This window comes from Amycolatopsis pithecellobii, assembly GCF_009707865.1.
In the GTDB taxonomy this organism is placed as follows: domain Bacteria; phylum Actinomycetota; class Actinomycetes; order Mycobacteriales; family Pseudonocardiaceae; genus Amycolatopsis_E; species Amycolatopsis_E pithecellobii.
This window is the reverse complement of the sequence record NZ_WMBA01000003.1, coordinates 85636-102062: the sequence shown is the minus strand read 5'-3', so window position 1 is coordinate 102062 and position 16427 is coordinate 85636. Positions and strand designations below refer to the sequence as shown.

Here is a 16427-nt window from a genome sequence, read left to right as displayed (position 1 = left end):
TTCATGGGAGATCTCATGCCCGCGCCGCGCCCTTCTCGCCGACCGTGTTCAGGTCGACGCCACGGGTCTCCGGCCCGGCTTTGACGGCCACCAGCACGAGGAGGCCGCCGAAGGCCGACAGAACGCCCGCGGTGTAGACGAAGGGGACGACGTGGGCCAGCCATAGCTGGTAGTAGGAGAAGAACGCCGGGATGATGACGGCGGTGCTGTAGGCCACGCCCCAGCCCGAGGACCGGACGGCGGTGGCGAAGCGCTCGTTGATGTACGCGGGCAGCACGCCCAGGACACCGACGATGAACACATTGGTGAGCGACGCGAGAATGGTCAGCTGAAGCCACCCGTGCACGTGCCCGCCGCCCATCAGTGACAGCGTGACCGGGGACAGCACGAGGGTGGTCGCCGCCGCGATGTAGAGCGCGCGTTTGCGGCCGATGCGGTCACTCAGCCAGCCGTAGAACAGGTAGGTCGCCATGCCGGGCCAGGCGTTGATCAGCTGGGTGTGCGCGAGGTCGGACGCGGTGTATCCCTTGTTGGACAACAACAACTGCGGCATGACGCTGCCGAGCATGTTCACCGCGAAGAAAACCCCGGTCATGATGAGGTAGGACTGGATGAAGGCCCGGCCGGACTGACCGCGAAGCATGTCCCGCAACGGGGACTTGGTTCGCGCCGTCTCCTTCCAGACGTCGGAGTCCTCGACGCGCCGCCGCAGGAACCAGGCGACCAGCCAGGCCAGCACCGCGCCGACGATGAACGGGATCCGCCAGCCCCACTGCACATAAGGCGAATGCAGCCCGGCGTTCGGCGCGAACAGCAGGACCAGCGAGGTCAGCACGGCCACCACGAACGGGCCGCCGCTGGCCGAGCACTGGATGAGCGCACCGGTGAAACCACGCCGCCCCTTCGGCGCGTACTCCAGCGCCATCGGCGTCGCCGCGGTGTACTCGCCGCCGAGGAACACGCCCTCGATCAGCCGCAACCCGATCAGCAGCGCGGTGGCCAGCCCGGCGCCCACCTGTTCGGCACCGGGAAGCACACCGATGAGCAGCGAGATCGTGCCGAACCCGTAGATCGTGATCGAGCCGACCCGGCGCCGGCCGATCCGGTCGGCGAAATGCCCGAACAGCAGCGCGCCGATCGGCCTGCCGATCAGGGTCGCGGCGAACGTCATCCCGACGAACACCGACAGCTGGCTCGGCGACAGGTGGGCCTGGAAGTAGATCATCGCCGGCAGCAGCGAGGTCGACGCTACGTAGATGGAATAGGAGTCGATGGCGAAACCCGCCCAGGCACTGGTGACTGCCCGGCGCCGGCGAAGACGCAGCTCGGATTCGGCGGTCGTCGCCGGTATCTTTGTGTTGGAGGACATGACATTCCCTTCGGCACTGAAGGTCTCGACCGGGCGGTCAGTCTTGGGGAGCCGGGTATTCATCGGCGTTCAGCACCCAGCCGGGCTGGGCGGAGAAGTCGTGGCGTGGACCGGAGAAAATGTCGATCAGGTGGTTCCTGCCGGACCCGATGGCCTGCGAGGTGTGGACCGTGGGCGGTGGGATGATCGTGGCCGAAGGGCTGCCGACCCTGGCGTGATCCTCCGGGCGCCACACGCTCGCGTCGGTGCCCCACGGTGTCTGGATGTGGTGGACGTAGGTGCCGGCCACGATCAGGCTGCACTGTTCGAAATCGTCGTGGTGGTGCGGCGACAGCTTGTGCGGATTCCGTGGCCCTGCACCGGGTTTGAGGAAGTTGACCATGAACGCTCGGGTGCGGAAGATGCGACCGAACCGCTTCGGCTCATCGGGCACGTCGGCCATCCGGTAGGTGCGCCACCGGTAACCGTCGACGGGTTCCGGCCACAGTTCCAACGGCGCCACCCGCGGATGAGGCTCGGCGTAGGAGTCCGCATTGGACGCTCGCTTCGCCCACTCCGTCTCGTCGGACTGGAGCAGCTGCGTGATCGGGCCGCTGCCGGTGCTGACGATCTCGCTGGCCCCGGGCGGGATGACCACCAGGGCCGGACCGGTGACCTCGTGCTTCTCCGCGGAATCAGCGGATGAACCGCGCAGGCCGCTGTTCTCGTCGATCAGCAGCACGACCTGTTCGCTGCCCAGCTCGGCCGACCAGATGGTGTCGCCGGGCTCGGGCTCGGTGTGGATGAGCACGAAGTTCTGTCCCCGGACGATCCACTGCCTGCTGCCCGCTTCGGTGAGCACGTCGGGCGCGGTGATGGAGAAGTCGAGGAACTCGGGCGCGGCGATCGCGCTGCCGGTGTCCTTGGCCTTGGTGGCGCTCGCGGACAGCGCCGAGCGCGGGTCGTCCTTGGCGTACGTCATCGTTTTTCCTTTCCGTTCTCCTCGGGTTCGAATGTCAGACGCACCTTTTCGCCCTCCGCCACACCGCCGCTGAACCGGACCGTGGTGCCGACGCGCAGCGCACCCGGGTCGTCGATGTCCACATGGGACAGCACGCGGGGACCTTCGGCCAGCTCGATATAGGCGATGACGAACGGGTCCTTCCCGGCGTACTCGCCCTGCCCACGGCGGTTGACCGTGTACGAATAGACGGTTCCGGTGCCGGAAAGTTGTTCCCAGGCAAGGTTTTCGGACATGCAATGCGGGCAGCGCGCACGGGGGTACCAGATGAGCGTGCCGCAGTCGGTGCAGCGGGGCAGTTCCAGCTTGCGCTCGGCGAGCCCGTCCTGGAAGCGGGTGAGGACAAGATCGTTGCTCATGCGTCCTCCTGTGTCCTGCGGGACACCCGCACCCGGTCGGACCGCATGAGCAGGGCTGCGCGATCGTTGCTCATGCATCCTCCTGTGTCCTGCGGGACACCCGCACCCGGTCGGACCGCATGAGCAGAGCTGCGCGATCGTTGCTCATGCGTCCTCCGCCCCGAGTAGCAACGTGGCCGCGGCGGTGCGGAACCCGATGCTGCCGCCGTGTCCCTGGACCAGGCCGATCCGGCAGCCGGGGACCTGAACCTCCGGCGCCGCCTCGCCACGCAGCTGGCGGACCGCCTCAATGGTCCGGACCATTCCACCCCGGAAGTCCGGGTGGTTGTTGCACAGCCCACCGCCGTCGGTGTTGAACGGCAGCATGCCGTCCGGACCGCGCAGGGCGCCATCGGAGACGAAGGCGCCGCCCTTGCCCTTCTCGCAGAAACCGAGGTCCTCCAAGCTCATCAGCACCGTGATCGTGAAGGAGTCATAGATCGAGACGTAATCCACATCGCGTGGGGTCAGCCCCGCCTCGGCGAACGCGCGCGGGCCGGAAATGGCGGCGCCCGTGTACGACAGATCGATCCGGCCCGTCTCGCTGTGCTTCACGGTTTCCCCGTGTCCCAGGATTTTCACCGTGCGCCTTGGCAGTGTCCTGGCGACGTCCTCGGACACGATGACCAGCGCGCCACCGCCGTCCGTGGTGATACAGCAGTCGAGCCGGTGCAGCGGATCGGAGATCAGCGGCGAGTTGACCACCTCTTCGATCGTGACGGGCTGACGCAACTTCGCGTTCGGGTTGAACTGCGCGTGGTGCGCGGCTGCAACCTTGACCTCCGCGAGCTGTTCGGAGGTCGTGCCGAACTCGTACATGTGCCGCTGTGCCGCGAGCGCATACCCGGCGGGCACGGTGACGCCGTAGCCCGATTCGTAGGGATGTTCGGGAGCGGGCGCACCGCCGCCGCCGCGGTTCACCACCCCGGAGAGCGGTAATCCCGCCATCGCGACGAGGGCCACCTTGCATTTGCCGGACGCCACCGCGGCCGTGGCGTGCCCCACGTGCATCAGGTAGGAGGCGCCACCGCCCTCGGTCACGTCCACATAGGACAGACCGGTGAGGCCGAGATAGTCGGCCATCGCGATCGAGCCGAGCCCGGGTACCTCGGAGCAGAAGAATCCGTCCACATCGGACAGACTGAGCCCCGCGTCGGCGAGCGCACCGTAGGCGACCTCGGCGAGCACCTGCGGCACGGTGCGGTCGGGAATCTTGCGCCGGGGATGTTCGAAGGCGCCGGCGATCCGCGCGGCGACCTGTCTGGTCATTCAGATTCTCCTTGGTTCCACAGGTCGATCTGGAAAGTTGCCTCGGTCAGCGGGCCGAGTTGCTCTGGGGTGATCCCGGGCGCACACTCGCGTAGCGTGAGAACGCCGTCGACGAACTCGAAGACCGCCAGGTTGGTGTAGACCCGGTCGACCACGCCGGCTCCGGTGAGCGGGAACGTGCATTCCTTGCGCAGCTTGGGATTTCCGCGCTTGTCCAGGTGATCCATCATCACCCAGACGCGGCGGGCCCCGGCCGCCAGATCCATCGCGCCGCCGACGCCGGGATTGCCGCCGGGCACCAGCCAGTTCGCCAGGTCACCACGCTCGCTGACCTGGAGACCGCCCAGCACGCACAGGTCCAGCCGGCCGCCCCTGGCGATGGCGAAGGACGTCGACGAGTCGAACGACGCCGCACCGTCGAGCAGCGTGACCGGGTTCTTGCCGGCGTCGGTGACGTCCGGGTCCGGCTCCCCGTCCGGGGCGGGGCCGACCCCGAGCAGGCCGTGCTCGCAGTGGTAGAGGATCTCTTTCCCGGGAGTGGCCTGCGCCGGAAGTTGCAGTGGCGCCCCGATTCCGACGTTGACGCACCAGCCGTCGACCAGATCGCCGGCGACGCGTCGCGCGAGTTCCGCCCGGCTCAGGCCCGTGGGCGCGGTGATGGTGGTCATCGGGCCGGCTCCAGTTCCGTTGCCACCACACGGTCCACGAACGGGCCCGGGAGGTGGATGTCGTCGGGATCCAGTGCGGCGGCGATCTGGTCGGCCTGCGCGATGGTGGTCTTCGCGGCCATCGCCGCGAGCGGGTTGAAGTTGCGGGCGCCGAGCCGGAAGCGCAGGTTGCCGTACCGGTCCGCTCGATGGGCCTTCACCAGAGCGAAGTCCGGCCGCAGTGGTGACTCGAGCACGTAGGTACGACCGTCGATCACGCGTCTTTCCTTCTGGGCAAGGGTTTTCTCCGGTTCGCCGTTCTTGCCGTAGCGGACCACGAAGCCGCCGTCAGCGAGCACCGTGCCCGCCGCGGTCGGGGTGTAGAAACCGCCGATACCGGACCCGCCCGCGCGCAACCGCTCCGCGAGGGTGCCCTGCGGCACCAGTTCGATCTCGACCTCGCCCGAGAAGTACCGTTCGAAAAAGGCCGGGTTGACCGGGAAGGAGCAGGAGAACCGGCTCACCCTGTTCTCCGCGAGCAGCCGGCCGATCCCGCGCTCGCCCGGCAGGCCGCGGCCACCGTTGTTGGCGATGATGTGCAGGCCGCGTACGTCGCGGTCGCACAACGCGTCGATGAGGTCGAGGGGCACCCCGGACTGGCCGAACCCGCCGATCGCGATGGACGCTCCATTGTGGACGGAGTCGAGCGCGTCGGCGGCCTTTGGCCGGATCTTGTCGATCATGCGACGCTCACCGGCTTGGCCGCCGCGATCGCGTCCCGTGTCTCGGCGAGCGTGCGACGGGCCGCACCGGCGATCATTCCGGTGTCGTTGCCGACCAGGATGAACCGGCAGCCCTGCTCGGCCCGCGCCCGGATCTGGTCCGCGCCCGCGACCACCGTGCCGACGGGAACACCGGCACTGACCGCGGCCTTGATCGCGCTGGTCACGGCCTCGCGCACGGCGGGAGAGCCGCCGGGTTCGCCCATGCTGAGCGAGAGATCGCCGGGCCCGACGAAGATGGCGTCGAGGCCCGGCGTGGCGAGGATCCCGTCGATGCCCTCGACCGCTTCCTTGTCCTCGATCATCGCGACGCGCGCGACATCTTCCTGGCCGGCGCGCAGGTACTCCGCCCGCCCGCCGTCGAGGTGGCCCCATTCCCCGGCCCGCGCCGCCAGCCCCATCCCGCGCGTGCCCGCGGGCGGGAACAGCAGCTGCTTCATGGCAGGCTGGGCCTGCGCCACGTTGGCGACATGGGGCACCAGAACCCCCGCCGCTCCCGCGTCGAGGTAACGCTGGGCGTCGCCGTAGCCGTGGTCGGTGACCCGGACCAGCGGCGCGACGTTCATCCGGCTGTACACCACGACCAGCGAGTACACGTCGCGAACCGACAGCAGTGCGTGCTCGGTGTCGATCACCACGAAGTCGAAGCCCGCCAAGGCAATGATCTCGGCGATCTCCAACGAGGGGATCTTGACGAAGGTACCGACCACGGGTGGGCCGGAGGACTTCAGCAACCGCTGAAACATGATCACCATCTCCGTCGATGAGCTGTACCCGGTGAAGTTCGTTATACGAACAGCCTGTTCGCGATATGGAGGATCGCACGGATCGGCGCCGGAGGCAAGAGACAGCGGCAAAGGAGCCGGAGATTGTGATGGGCACCCAGCACGACGACCGCGCGGCCTCCGGTGTCCACAATGGACTCAGGAAGACCGCGCGGTCGCCGGTTCGCGGGTGAGACTTGGTCAGCCTGGCTTGACGAGCCCGATCCGGTAGGCGAAGACGACCGCCTGCACCCGGTCCCGCAGGTCGAGTTTGCCGAGCAACCGTCCGACGTGAGTCTTTACGGTGGCCTCCGAGACACCCAGCACGGCCGCGATCTCGGCATTGGACAGGCCCGCGGCCACCTGGGTCAGCACCTCGATCTCCCGTTCGGTCAACCGGGACAGGTGCGCGTCCTGGACGGGGTCCGCGCGTCCACCCGGGTCGGGCAGCTGGCCGGCCATCGCGTCGAGCAGCCGGCGGGTCACGCTGGGCGCGACGACGGCGTCCCCGGCGGCGACCGCGCGGATCGCGGAGAGCAGGTCCTCGGGTGGCACGTTTTTGAGCAGGAACCCGCTGGCCCCGGCCTTGAGCCCGGCGAAGGCGTATTCGTCGAGGTCGAACGTGGTCAGGATGAGCACCTTGGAGCGCGGGTGGTCACGCACGATGGCCTGCGTGGCGTCGATCCCGTCGACACCGGGCATCCGGACGTCCATCAGCACGACATCGGGGTCCAGAGCCGCGGTCCGTGCGACCGCGCCGGCGCCGTCGGCGGCCTCGCCGACCACGGTGAGGTCCGGCTGGGACTCCAGTACCAACCGGAATCCCAGGCGCAGCAACGGTTCGTCGTCGACGATGAGCACGCTCGTGGTCACGCCGGAGCCACCCGCCTGGAGACGAGTTCGGCGTGCACCCGCCAGCCGCCGCCGGGGCGCGGACCGGCCTCGATCTGCCCGTCGAACATCGCGGCACGTTCGGCCATCCCGCTGAGGCCATGCCCGTCGACGGCCGAGGCCATCGGGCGGCCGTGCCCGTCGTCGCCGACCTCGACCTCGACCACCGGGTCCCGATATCGCAGCCGGACCCAGGCCTGCTCCGGAGAGTCCGCGTGCTTGAGCACGTTGGTCAGTGCTTCCTGCACCAGCCGGTACACCGCCAGCTGTGCGGTCGGCGAGAGCGGGAACGCCGGGCCGGCCACGGTCAGCGATACGGGCAAGCCGGCGGCGCGTACCTGCGCGACCAGCTCGTCGAGTTGCTCGATCCCCGGCTGTGGCGCACGTGGGGTCTCCTGCCCGCCGCGCAAGACGCCGAGCAGCCGGTGCATCTCCCCCAGCGCCTGGCGTCCGGTATCGGAAACCTGGCGCGCGGCGGTCTCGGCCTCGTCGGGATTACCACGGGCGGCGAAGGCAGCGCCGTCGGCGAGCGCGATCATCACCGACAGGTTGTGGGCCACGATGTCGTGCATCTCCCGGGCGATCCGGGCGCGCTCGGCCGCAGCGGCGAGCTGAGCCTGCTGGTCGCGTTCGTGCTCGGCACGGCGCGCCCGGTCTTCCAGGGAGGCCAGATAGGCGCGGCGGGTGCGCACGTTGCGGCCGAGCACGAACGCCGCCGTGGCCAGTCCCGACAAGAACACGAACGCGTCGAGCATGCCGGCCGGTGGAGCCCATTTCAGTATCGCGATGGCGATGCCGAACTCGATCACCCCGAGCGCCCACAGGGCCACCTTGCGTCCACAATGGACGGCCACGCTGTAGAGGGCGATGAGCAGGGCCGCGTCGGCGACCAGCGCCCTGGCGAAGAACCATTGCACGGCGGCGACCGCGGCCATCCACCCGAACACGAGCAGCGGAGCGCGCCGCCGCCACACCAGCGGCACCACCAGCAGTACGGCGAGCAGCACCCACCACGGGCGCTCGCCCGGGAGATGCTCGAACCGATCGCCCCGGGTCAGCACGAACAGCGCTGCCACGGCCGTGAGCACCGCGTCGGCGGCGACCGGATGCCGGTGTGGCCACGCGCGCAGCCGGGCCAGGCCCGGCCGGCGCGTGACCGTCGTGCTCTCCGTCATGCGGCCATCATCCCGCTTCTCAGGCGTCCCGGCGCCGCAGCAACACGGCCGCGGCGACGACGGCGACCACGAGGTAGATGCAGAACACCGCGAACCCCGTCCACGGAGCCAGGTCCGCCGGATCACCACGGACCGCCGTCAGCGCCTGGCCCGCGGTACTCGGCAGGTAGGGGTCGATGTGGCTGGACCAGCTGTCGGGCAGCGCCGATACCAGCGCGGGCAGGATCAGCACCAGGCCGAACAGGGTCGCGATGGCGCCGGCGGTGTGCCGGAGGATCCAGCCGAGCGCCACCCCCAGCATGCCGATCACGGTCAGATACAGCGCGGTGCCCAGCACCGCACGCAGCACGCCCGGCGCGCCGAGCGTGGTCTGGATGTGCTGGGAGGACAGCATCGCCTGGCCGGCGAAGAACGCGGCGAACGATCCGATCGTGGTCACCACGAAGCTCACCACGGCGAATACGGCCAGTTTCGCCCACAACACCGGCAGGCGGCGGGGCGCCGCGGACAGGCTCGCCCGGATCATCCCGGTGCTGTATTCGCCGCTGACCACCAGCACGCCGAGGACCCCGACGATCAGCTGGGCCAGATACAAACCGCGCAGGCTGGTGACGGTCGGGTCGAAGCGGGCCTGCTCGGCCACGCGCATCTGGGACCAGCGGTTGGCGGTCACGGCGGAGATCAAGATCCCGAACCCGATCAGCGCCACCACGGTGGCGGCCAGTGCCACATACGACGAGCGCAGCGACCGGAACTTCACCCACTCCGACGCGAGCACGCGGGCCTGGGTGACCCGCACCCCCGGCATGGCGGGGACGGGTGCGGCGGCGGTGGTCATGACGCCTGCCTCTCGGTGCCGTATTCGACGGCGTCCCCGGTGAGTTCCATGAACGCCTCCTCCAGTGAGGCTCGTACCGGGGTCAGTTCCTCCAGCGGAATCTGCTCCCGGCAGGCCACCAGGCCGATTTCGGTCGCGCTGATCCCGGACACGTCCAGGAGATCGTCCTCCGTGCTCGTGACCACCACGTCGGGCCCGGTCAGCAAGGACCGCAGCTGGGCGGCGCGCGGGCTGCGCACCCGCACGGTGTTGCGGGACGCCGATTCGATGAACTCGCTCACCGAGGTGTCCGCGATGAGCCGCCCACGGCCGACGACGATCAGATGTTCCGCGGTGAGCGCCATCTCGCTCATCAGGTGCGAGGAGACGAACACGGTGCGCCCCTCCTCGGCCAGCCCGCGCAGGAGGTTGCGGATCCACAGGATGCCTTGCGGGTCAAGGCCGTTGACCGGTTCGTCCAGCACGAGCGTGGCCGGGTCGCCCAGCAGGGCCGCCGCGATCCCGAGCCGTTGCCCCATGCCCAGTGAGAAGCCGCCCGCCCGCTTCCGCGCGGCGGTATCCAGTCCGACCAGGCCGATCACCTCGTCCACCCGCCGCCGCGGGATACCGTTGCTGACGGCCAGCGCCAGCAGATGGTTGTACGCGGAACGCCCGGTATGCACGGCGCGCGCCTCCAGTAACGCGCCGACCTCCCGCAGCGGCGCGGCGTGCTCGGCGTAGCGGCGGCCGTTCACCGTCACTTCGCCCGATGTCGGCGCGTCCAACCCCATGATCATCCGGATCGTGGTCGACTTACCGGCTCCGTTCGGCCCCAGAAACCCGGTCACCGCACCGGGTTTCACCGTGAAGGTGAGGTCATCGACGGCCAGTTTCTCGCCGTATCTCTTGGTCAGCGCCTGCGCTTCGATCATGCCGAACCCCTTTTCGCCTGTGTCAGGCGAACCTAGGCCCGGCGACCGGCCACGCACGACGGTCCTGCGGCTGATCCTCGCCGCGGCGGCATCCACCCTGCGGCCGACACGCTACGCCGAAAGTCGCACATCGCGGGGGTTCAGCCGGGATGACCGCCACACTCGGCAACGGCGGTACGACTCGCTGCGGTGTCGGGGTGGGCGTGACCGAGCACCCGGTCAAACTTCCGCCGTCGCGGCTGGTTTCCGCGCGTTGAGTACCAGCACGCGTTCCCGATGATGTTCCTCGTGCAGGTCGCGCCGCCGGGCGTGCAGGAGTTGCGCGACGCTGATGACCCCGAGTACGCGGTCCGGTTCGGCTCTGGCCACCACCGCGGCGCGGACGGCATGCCCCTCGGCCAGTCTGTTGGCCACTTCGCGCAGCGTGTCGTCGGCGTATACGACAACCTCGCCCTGCTCCGCGGGCGCGCCGTGCGTCATCACTTCGTGCGCGAAGAACGTTTCCAGCGGGTCGGTGGTGTATTCCCGGGTGAGGTGCAGGCGGCGCCGGGCGATCTTCTCGGTGAGTACCGAGCGCTTGAGCAGCAGCGCCGACAGCCCGTATGCGGACACCGAAGCAACCACCAGCGGCAGCAGATCGCCCCAGGCGTGGGTGAGTTCGAGGGTGAACACGATGCCGGTGAGCGGGGAGCGCATCACCCCGCCGACCACCGCGGCCAGCCCGCACGTCGCCCAGAACCCCGGCGCGATATGCGGCAGCAGATCGCCCTCTGCGGCACCCAGCGCCGCGCCGATCATGAAGACCGGCGCCAGCACCCCGCCTGAGGTCCCCGAGCCCAGCGACAGCGACCAGATCACGGTCTTGACCGCGAGGATCCCGACGATCAGGCTCGTGGTGGCCTGCCCCGTGAGCAGCTGGTCGATCACGTCGTATCCGACTCCCAGCGCCCGCGGCTCGACGAGCCCACCGAGCCCGATCAGCAGTCCGCCGATCGCCGGCCACCACATCCAGTGCACCGGAAGCTTGGCGAACCCGTCCTCGGCCAGGTAGACCAGGACGGTCGCCGCGATGGCCAGCAGTCCGCCGGTCACGCCCGGAATGAGGGCCAGGCCGTCGGCGGCCGGCCCTGGCGTGCCCGGGGCGGGTACGCCGAAGACCGGCCCGGTGCCGAGCAGGAATCCCCGGCACACCGTGGCCACCGCGACCGATGCCGCCACGGGCACGAAACTGCGTGGCCGCCACTCGAACAGCAGCAGTTCGACCGCCAGCAGAATCGAGGCGAGCGGCGCGTTGAAGGTCGCGGCCATCCCCCCGGCCGACCCGGCGACGAGCAGCGTCTTGCGCTCATCCGCGGAGAGCTTGAGCAGCTGAGCCACAATCGACCCGACCGCGCCGCCCGTCATGATGATGGGCCCCTCCGCGCCGAACGGGCCGCCGGTGCCGATACTGATCGCCGCGGAAGCCGGTTTGAGTACCGCGACCCGCGGTGCGACCCGGCTGCCCCCGGTGAGGATGGCCTCGATCGCCTCGGGCATGCCGTGACCGCGGATCTTCTCCGACCCGAAACGGGCCATGACCCCGATCACCAGGCCCCCGCAGACCGGCGCGGTCAGCACCAGCCACCACGGATGATGCCCCGCGCCCAGTGCGACCAGATCGGTGCCGAACCGTTGGTAGAAAACGAGATTCGTGATCAGCCCAATGAGTTTCAACAGTGCGGACGCGGTCAGCGCGGCGACCGCCCCGATCGGCAGTGCGATCGCCGTGATCAGCAAGAACCGGGGTCGCAGCTGAAAATCCCCGAGATGCGCCGGCCTGCCGTCGGTCAACGCCCCGCTCACAGCGGACCCGGCCCGGCCGCGCCCACCATGGCCGCCCCCGCCGCGGCGGTGACCAGCTCCCGGGCGGCCCCGGCGGCACGGCGACGCTGAGTCGTGGACAGCCGGTCCAGGAGCGCGCCCAGCTCGGCGTGGCGGCGGTCGAGGACCTGCGCGACCACCCGGCGGCCGGATCCGGTGACCTCGACCGTGACCACGCTGCGGTTGTGCGGGTCCGCGCCGCGCACCAGATAGCCGCGTGCTGCGAGCTTGTCGGCCAGCCGGGTCACCGAGGAGGCGTTCACGCCCAGCGCGGCGGCCAGTTTCGAGGAGGACACCTGGCCCAGTGCATCCAGTACCAGCAGCAGCCGGATCTGCGGGAAGGTCACGCCGGCCGGCGCGGCATGCGCGCTGCTCCAGGCGACCCCGACGAGCACCCGGGTCAGCGCCTCCAGCGCGGCCACATCCGAGTCAACCTTTTGCATTAGGCAATGCTTGCCGTGAGCAACAATATTGGTCAAGAGTCAGTGGTTGAGATCACCGGCGCTCGACGAGGAGAGTCCACAGAGACAAGAGGAGATCGACGATGGCCGCAACACTGACGCTGACACACAAGGCAATCGGGGTGGAGGTCCGCCGCGGACCGTACGAAATCGTGCTCGACGGGGACCGTGTCGGGTCGGTCGACATGAACAAGACATTCGAGCGGCCCGTCGAACCGGGACGTCACACCCTCCAAGTCCGCAACGGCCGGAACTCCAGCCGGATCGAGACCTTCGACGCCGCCGAGGGCGAACGCGTCGCCTTCCGATGTACCGGCAAGAGGTTTTTGCCGCTCTTTCTCGCGTCATTCGTCAGCCCCGGCTTGGCACTCAAACTCATTCGCGAGTAGGCGAGTACGTTCGGTCGTAGCTGGTCATGCCCGAGTCCAAGGAGGCTGACTATGAGCATCCGACTTCACCCGCACAGCTTTGCGGCTTCCGTCCTCGCGCTCGGCGCCGTCGCTGTCGTCGCCACTGGCTGCGGGTCCAGTGCCCCGTCGAGTCCGGCCACGCCGCCACCCGCCGCGGGAACCGCGGTCAAGGCGACGCTGACGGACTACCGCATCACCTTGTCACAGGCCACGTTCGCACCCGGCACTTATACGTTCACCGCGGTCAACGCGGGCTCGACGCCGCACGCACTGGAGATCAACGGGCCTGGCGTCGCCGACCAGCGCACGCCCGGCACGATCGCACCCGGCCAGTCGTCCGCCGTGACGGTGACCCTGGGCCCGGGCAGCTACGAGATGTGGTGTCCCGTCGACGGGCACAAGGACCTCGGAATGGACCTGACCGTCATGACCACGGGCGGGCAGCCGACAGCGCCGTCCGCGCCAGGCGGCGGATACTAGGTTCGCCACCATGCCGGGGGACTCTTCGCTGGTGGGACGGGTCGGCGAGCTCATCCACCCCACTCGCGGCCAGGACGGTCCTGGCGAGGTGCGGGTGAAGGTCCGCGGTGGCACGGAGATCTTCCTGGCTTGGTCCGAACAACCGCTACGACCCGGCACTTCCGTACTGATCGTCGGATCGCGCGGGGCGCGAGCCGTCGATGTGGTGCCCTGGTCGGACCTTCCCGACCCGAGATGAGGAGACCAACGATGTTCGGCTATCACGTTCCCGCGCCCGACCAGGCGATGCTGATCTCCGGCAGCCGCGACAGCAACGGGGACAGCCCGTTCCGCGTCGTGACCGGCCACGGGACTTTCGTGCTTCCGCTGTTCCGGAAGGTCCGGTTCCTCACACTCGCGATGTGCGAGGCCGAAGTCGCCGAAGCGTGCGTCACGCGGCAGGGCATCGCGCTCAACGTCCGTGCAGTCATCGCGTTCAAGGTCGGCAACGACGAGGAGAGCATCGTCAACGCCGCGCAGCGGTTCCTGTCCGATCAGGACCAGATGTCCGTCCTGACCGGCCGCATCTTCGCCGGGCATCTGCGCTCGATCGTCGGATCGATGACCGTCGAGGAAATCGTGACGGAACGCCAGAAACTGGCCACCGAGGTGCTCGACGGCTCGAAGAGCGAGATGGCCAAGATCGGGCTGACCGTGGACTCGCTGCAGATCCAGTCCATCGACGACATGAAGCTCGGTTACATCGCGGCGATGGCCGCGCCGCACAACGCCGCGATCCAGCGGCAGGCCCAGATCGCGCAGGCGCAGGCGAACCAGGCCGCGGCCCAGGCCGAGCAGGAGTCGCAGCGCCGCCAGGCCGAATACGCCAGGCAGACCGCGGTCGTGCAGGCGCAGTACAAGGCCGAAGTGGACCGGGCGCAGGCCGAGGCGGCGCAGGCCGGACCGCTGGCGCAGGCGCAGGCTCAGCGCGAGGTGATCGCCATGCAGACCGAACTGGCCCAGCGCGAGGCCGCACTGCGCCAGCAGCAACTCGTCGCCGAGGTCGTCAAACCCGCCGACGCCGAGGCCGATCGGGTGCGCATTCTCGCGAAGGCCGAGGCGGAGAAGATGCGTATCCAGGCCGAAGCGGCTGCGTCGTACAACCGGGTCGCACTCGACCGGATGCTCATCGACCAGCTGCCCCAGATTGTCAGGGAGGCCGCCGCCGGACTGTCCGGCGCGAACGTCAACATCCTCAACGGCGCCGACGGCCTCGGCGAGCTCGCCTCTGGGCTCGTCAGCCAGGGCCTGACGATTCTGGATTCGGTGAAGAAAGGGCTCAACAGCCCGCCGGCGAGCACCGAGAAGCTCGAATCCTGATGGACAGGCCGGCGACGGCATCGAGTACGGTCGCGGGACTCACATGGTAGTTCGCCGCGAACGCCCGGTGCCTACGATGACGGTGCGAAAAACCCCGGGCTGAAGCCCGGCAAGCATGCCGACCCAGGAGCGCCGTGACGAAGTCGACCGAAAGCCCTGCCGACGAACGCGGGCGGACCGGCGCTCGATCGGCCGGCGAGCCGGTGCCGTACGACCTCGATGACAACGTCATCAGGCTGCTCCTGTTGAGCTTCCGCGTCTCCGAGCGCCATCTGCTGAGCCGGGCGGCCGAGCACGGCTTCGACGACATCCGCATGACGCACCTCCCCGTCATGCGCAGCATCAATGTCGGCGTCGCACGCATGACGGAGATCGCCGAGCTGACGCACATCACCAAACAGACTGCCGGCGCCCTGGTCCTGGAACTGGAGGAGATGGGCTACCTCGCACGAGTCCCCGACCCACGGGACAGGCGGGCGAAGATCCTGCGCTTCACCAAGCGCGGCAAGGCCTTCATGACCCGGTTCCCGGACATCCTGCAGCAGACCGAACGGGACCTCGTCGAAATCGTCGGTGCCGACGATCTCGACGGCCTGACGCGGATCCTGCGCACGATCGTCCGCAGCGCCGGCGGAGACACCCCCAGCACGGCTGCACCGTAGGCGCCGATCAGCCGGCCGGGGGCGCCCCGTGGATCGCATCGGTCAGCTCCCGGCCGGCGGCGACCAGCGCCGCCCGGCACCGGTCGAGCAGCTCGCGATCCATGGCCGGAAGACGTTGCGCGGTCAGGGCGAGCGCGACCCGGCCGGTGTGGTCGAAGACCGGCACCGACAGCCCGCGTGGACGATCACCGGAAAGCACGGCATATTCCTGAGCGAACCCGGTGATCTGGTCGTCGAGCTCCCGGATCGCCTCAGGGAGCCGGCCGGCGGTGGCGATCCGGGCGATGCTCGACTCGATGTCCCGCAGCTTCCCGTGATCGGGAATCGCGGTCCAGCCCTGATTTCGGGCCCGCTCCAACTCGTCGAGCAGTACCTGTCGCACGGTCGCACCGTGCGGGCCGAACCACTTGTCCCGCACCGGTTCCGGCTCCCAGGCAGCGAACGCCAGGCCGAACGGCGCCACGAACGGAAGCCGCACACCGACCAGATCGGCGTCACCGGCACCGACCCACGCGAGCTGGATGACCTGCTCGCCGACCAGTGCACTGGCGGCGGCCTGGACGCCGAAGTGACCGGACAGCCATTCGAGCTTCGGCCGCGCCAGTTCGGCCAGCCGCAGATGGGCGCCCAGGTCGTCCTCGGTGACGATCGACAACGCCGAAAACCTGCCGTAGCCGCCCTGGAAGAACATCAGCGGCGCGGCCGCCCGCTCCACGTCGAGACCTTCCACCGCTCCCACCACCATCACGTGGTCACCAACCTCGAACACCGTGTCGAGCCGGCAGTCGATCCAGGCCACCACATCCGCCAGCACGGGCGAGCCCAGCGCGGACGCGCGCCAGCGCACCGACCGGAACTTGTCACGCTCGCGGGAGGCGAACTGGCGGCACACGGCGACCTGGTCGCCGGCCAGCACGTTGACCGCGAACCGTCCGGCCTTGGTGATCGCCGCGAACACCCGGGAATCCTTCGTCGGCAGGAAGGCCACGAGCGGCGGATCGAGCGAGACCGAGGTGAACGAACCGACCGTCATCCCGACCGGGTGCCCATCGGGCCCCATGGTCGTGACGACGCAGACCCCGGTCGGATACTGACCCAGCACGCGGCGAAAACGGCCGCTGTCGATCACGGCGGGAGCGAGCTCGGACATG

At 69.1% G+C, this 16427-nt stretch carries 19 protein-coding genes; 5 read left to right on the top strand and 14 right to left on the bottom strand.

The window, feature by feature from the left end; translation table 11 throughout:
- Positions 1 to 13 precede the first annotated feature (13 nt).
- From GKO32_RS03145 to GKO32_RS03085, 13 genes are all read right to left on the bottom strand, one after another.
- Positions 14 to 1369 carry an MFS transporter gene (locus tag GKO32_RS03145; protein ID WP_166459349.1) on the bottom strand — a complete coding sequence of 452 codons (1356 nt, stop codon included), beginning with the start codon at positions 1367 to 1369 and terminating at the stop codon, positions 14 to 16.
- Between the two features lie 37 nt (positions 1370 to 1406).
- Positions 1407 to 2330: a cupin domain-containing protein gene (locus GKO32_RS03140; protein WP_154755231.1), complete on the bottom strand. Its 924-nt coding sequence runs from the start codon at positions 2328 to 2330 to the stop codon at positions 1407 to 1409.
- Positions 2327 to 2728 carry a Zn-ribbon domain-containing OB-fold protein gene (locus tag GKO32_RS03135; protein WP_166459348.1) on the bottom strand — a complete coding sequence of 134 codons (402 nt, stop codon included), beginning with the start codon at positions 2726 to 2728 and terminating at the stop codon, positions 2327 to 2329. The genes GKO32_RS03140 and GKO32_RS03135 overlap by 4 nt, the downstream gene beginning before the upstream one ends.
- 144 nt (positions 2729 to 2872) lie before the next feature.
- Complete coding sequence (locus tag GKO32_RS03130; protein WP_154755229.1) at positions 2873 to 4036, bottom strand: thiolase domain-containing protein; 1164 nt, start codon at positions 4034 to 4036, stop codon at positions 2873 to 2875.
- On the bottom strand, positions 4033 to 4704 hold the full coding sequence (locus GKO32_RS03125; RefSeq protein WP_154755228.1) for a 3-oxoacid CoA-transferase subunit B: 672 nt from the start codon (positions 4702 to 4704) through the stop codon (positions 4033 to 4035). The genes GKO32_RS03130 and GKO32_RS03125 overlap by 4 nt, the downstream gene beginning before the upstream one ends.
- Positions 4701 to 5426, bottom strand: a complete 726-nt coding sequence (locus GKO32_RS03120) for a CoA transferase subunit A (protein WP_154755227.1) — start codon at positions 5424 to 5426, stop codon at positions 4701 to 4703. Before GKO32_RS03120 ends, GKO32_RS03125 begins: the two co-directional genes overlap by 4 nt.
- A complete protein-coding gene (locus tag GKO32_RS03115) occupies positions 5423 to 6220 on the bottom strand; it encodes an HpcH/HpaI aldolase family protein (RefSeq protein WP_154755226.1) in 798 nt (265 codons plus the stop codon). The genes GKO32_RS03120 and GKO32_RS03115 overlap by 4 nt, the downstream gene beginning before the upstream one ends.
- 210 nt (positions 6221 to 6430) lie before the next feature.
- On the bottom strand, positions 6431 to 7102 hold the full coding sequence (locus GKO32_RS03110) for a response regulator (RefSeq protein ID WP_312867457.1): 672 nt from the start codon (positions 7100 to 7102) through the stop codon (positions 6431 to 6433).
- Positions 7099 to 8295 (bottom strand): sensor histidine kinase, encoded by a 1197-nt coding sequence (locus tag GKO32_RS03105; protein ID WP_154755224.1) that lies wholly within the window; start codon positions 8293 to 8295, stop codon positions 7099 to 7101. The genes GKO32_RS03110 and GKO32_RS03105 overlap by 4 nt, the downstream gene beginning before the upstream one ends.
- 19 nt (positions 8296 to 8314) lie before the next feature.
- The gene (locus GKO32_RS03100; protein ID WP_154755223.1) at positions 8315 to 9133 is read right to left on the bottom strand and encodes an ABC transporter permease subunit; all 819 of its coding nucleotides are present in this window, start codon (positions 9131 to 9133) and stop codon (positions 8315 to 8317) included.
- The gene (locus GKO32_RS03095; RefSeq protein ID WP_154755222.1) at positions 9130 to 10044 is read right to left on the bottom strand and encodes an ABC transporter ATP-binding protein; all 915 of its coding nucleotides are present in this window, start codon (positions 10042 to 10044) and stop codon (positions 9130 to 9132) included. Before GKO32_RS03095 ends, GKO32_RS03100 begins: the two co-directional genes overlap by 4 nt.
- Positions 10045 to 10263: 219 nt before the next feature.
- Complete coding sequence (locus GKO32_RS03090) at positions 10264 to 11886, bottom strand: chloride channel protein (RefSeq protein ID WP_312867456.1); 1623 nt, start codon at positions 11884 to 11886, stop codon at positions 10264 to 10266.
- Entirely contained in the window at positions 11883 to 12347 is a 465-nt protein-coding gene (locus GKO32_RS03085) for a MarR family winged helix-turn-helix transcriptional regulator (RefSeq protein WP_154755221.1), read from the bottom strand. Before GKO32_RS03085 ends, GKO32_RS03090 begins: the two co-directional genes overlap by 4 nt.
- 101 nt (positions 12348 to 12448) lie before the next feature.
- Here GKO32_RS03085 and GKO32_RS03080 point away from each other — a divergent pair, with 101 nt between their 5' ends.
- The 5 genes from GKO32_RS03080 (at position 12449) to GKO32_RS40035 (ending at position 15276) form a co-directional block, all read left to right on the top strand.
- Positions 12449 to 12754 carry a hypothetical protein gene (locus GKO32_RS03080; protein WP_154755220.1) on the top strand — a complete coding sequence of 102 codons (306 nt, stop codon included), beginning with the start codon at positions 12449 to 12451 and terminating at the stop codon, positions 12752 to 12754.
- A 51-nt stretch (positions 12755 to 12805) separates the two neighbouring features.
- Complete coding sequence (locus tag GKO32_RS03075; protein WP_154755219.1) at positions 12806 to 13255, top strand: copper-binding protein; 450 nt, start codon at positions 12806 to 12808, stop codon at positions 13253 to 13255.
- A 10-nt stretch (positions 13256 to 13265) separates the two neighbouring features.
- Positions 13266 to 13493, top strand: coding sequence for an NfeD family protein (locus GKO32_RS03070; RefSeq protein WP_166459346.1), 228 nt, complete (start codon positions 13266 to 13268; stop codon positions 13491 to 13493).
- 11 nt (positions 13494 to 13504) lie between these two features.
- A complete protein-coding gene (locus GKO32_RS03065) occupies positions 13505 to 14614 on the top strand; it encodes a flotillin family protein (RefSeq protein ID WP_154755218.1) in 1110 nt (369 codons plus the stop codon).
- Positions 14615 to 14748: 134 nt separating this feature from the next.
- On the top strand, positions 14749 to 15276 hold the full coding sequence (locus tag GKO32_RS40035; protein ID WP_154755217.1) for a MarR family winged helix-turn-helix transcriptional regulator: 528 nt from the start codon (positions 14749 to 14751) through the stop codon (positions 15274 to 15276).
- Between the two features lie 7 nt (positions 15277 to 15283).
- On the opposite strand, the gene GKO32_RS03055 is transcribed toward GKO32_RS40035, so the two are convergent.
- Positions 15284 to 16426: a flavin reductase gene (locus tag GKO32_RS03055; protein ID WP_154755216.1), complete on the bottom strand. Its 1143-nt coding sequence runs from the start codon at positions 16424 to 16426 to the stop codon at positions 15284 to 15286.
- Position 16427: the final 1 nt, after the last annotated feature.

What these genes read in the sequence shown, in the direction of transcription:
- GKO32_RS03085 (WP_154755221.1), bottom strand. Translation starts at nt 12,347, where the DNA reads ATGCAAAAGGTTGACTCGGATGTGGCCGCGCTGGAGGCGCTGACCCGG.
- GKO32_RS03125 (WP_154755228.1), bottom strand. Translation starts at nt 4,704, where the DNA reads ATGACCACCATCACCGCGCCCACGGGCCTGAGCCGGGCGGAACTCGCG.
- GKO32_RS03075 (WP_154755219.1), top strand. Translation starts at nt 12,806, where the DNA reads ATGAGCATCCGACTTCACCCGCACAGCTTTGCGGCTTCCGTCCTCGCG.
- GKO32_RS03095 (WP_154755222.1), bottom strand. Translation starts at nt 10,044, where the DNA reads ATGATCGAAGCGCAGGCGCTGACCAAGAGATACGGCGAGAAACTGGCC.
- GKO32_RS03070 (WP_166459346.1), top strand. Translation starts at nt 13,266, where the DNA reads ATGCCGGGGGACTCTTCGCTGGTGGGACGGGTCGGCGAGCTCATCCAC.
- GKO32_RS03105 (WP_154755224.1), bottom strand. Translation starts at nt 8,295, where the DNA reads ATGACGGAGAGCACGACGGTCACGCGCCGGCCGGGCCTGGCCCGGCTG.
- GKO32_RS03115 (WP_154755226.1), bottom strand. Translation starts at nt 6,220, where the DNA reads ATGGTGATCATGTTTCAGCGGTTGCTGAAGTCCTCCGGCCCACCCGTG.
- GKO32_RS03065 (WP_154755218.1), top strand. Translation starts at nt 13,505, where the DNA reads ATGTTCGGCTATCACGTTCCCGCGCCCGACCAGGCGATGCTGATCTCC.
- GKO32_RS03080 (WP_154755220.1), top strand. Translation starts at nt 12,449, where the DNA reads ATGGCCGCAACACTGACGCTGACACACAAGGCAATCGGGGTGGAGGTC.
- GKO32_RS03055 (WP_154755216.1), bottom strand. Translation starts at nt 16,426, where the DNA reads ATGTCCGAGCTCGCTCCCGCCGTGATCGACAGCGGCCGTTTTCGCCGC.
- GKO32_RS03145 (WP_166459349.1), bottom strand. Translation starts at nt 1,369, where the DNA reads ATGTCCTCCAACACAAAGATACCGGCGACGACCGCCGAATCCGAGCTG.
- GKO32_RS03120 (WP_154755227.1), bottom strand. Translation starts at nt 5,426, where the DNA reads ATGATCGACAAGATCCGGCCAAAGGCCGCCGACGCGCTCGACTCCGTC.
- GKO32_RS03130 (WP_154755229.1), bottom strand. Translation starts at nt 4,036, where the DNA reads ATGACCAGACAGGTCGCCGCGCGGATCGCCGGCGCCTTCGAACATCCC.
- GKO32_RS03135 (WP_166459348.1), bottom strand. Translation starts at nt 2,728, where the DNA reads ATGAGCAACGATCTTGTCCTCACCCGCTTCCAGGACGGGCTCGCCGAG.
- GKO32_RS03100 (WP_154755223.1), bottom strand. Translation starts at nt 9,133, where the DNA reads ATGACCACCGCCGCCGCACCCGTCCCCGCCATGCCGGGGGTGCGGGTC.
- GKO32_RS03140 (WP_154755231.1), bottom strand. Translation starts at nt 2,330, where the DNA reads ATGACGTACGCCAAGGACGACCCGCGCTCGGCGCTGTCCGCGAGCGCC.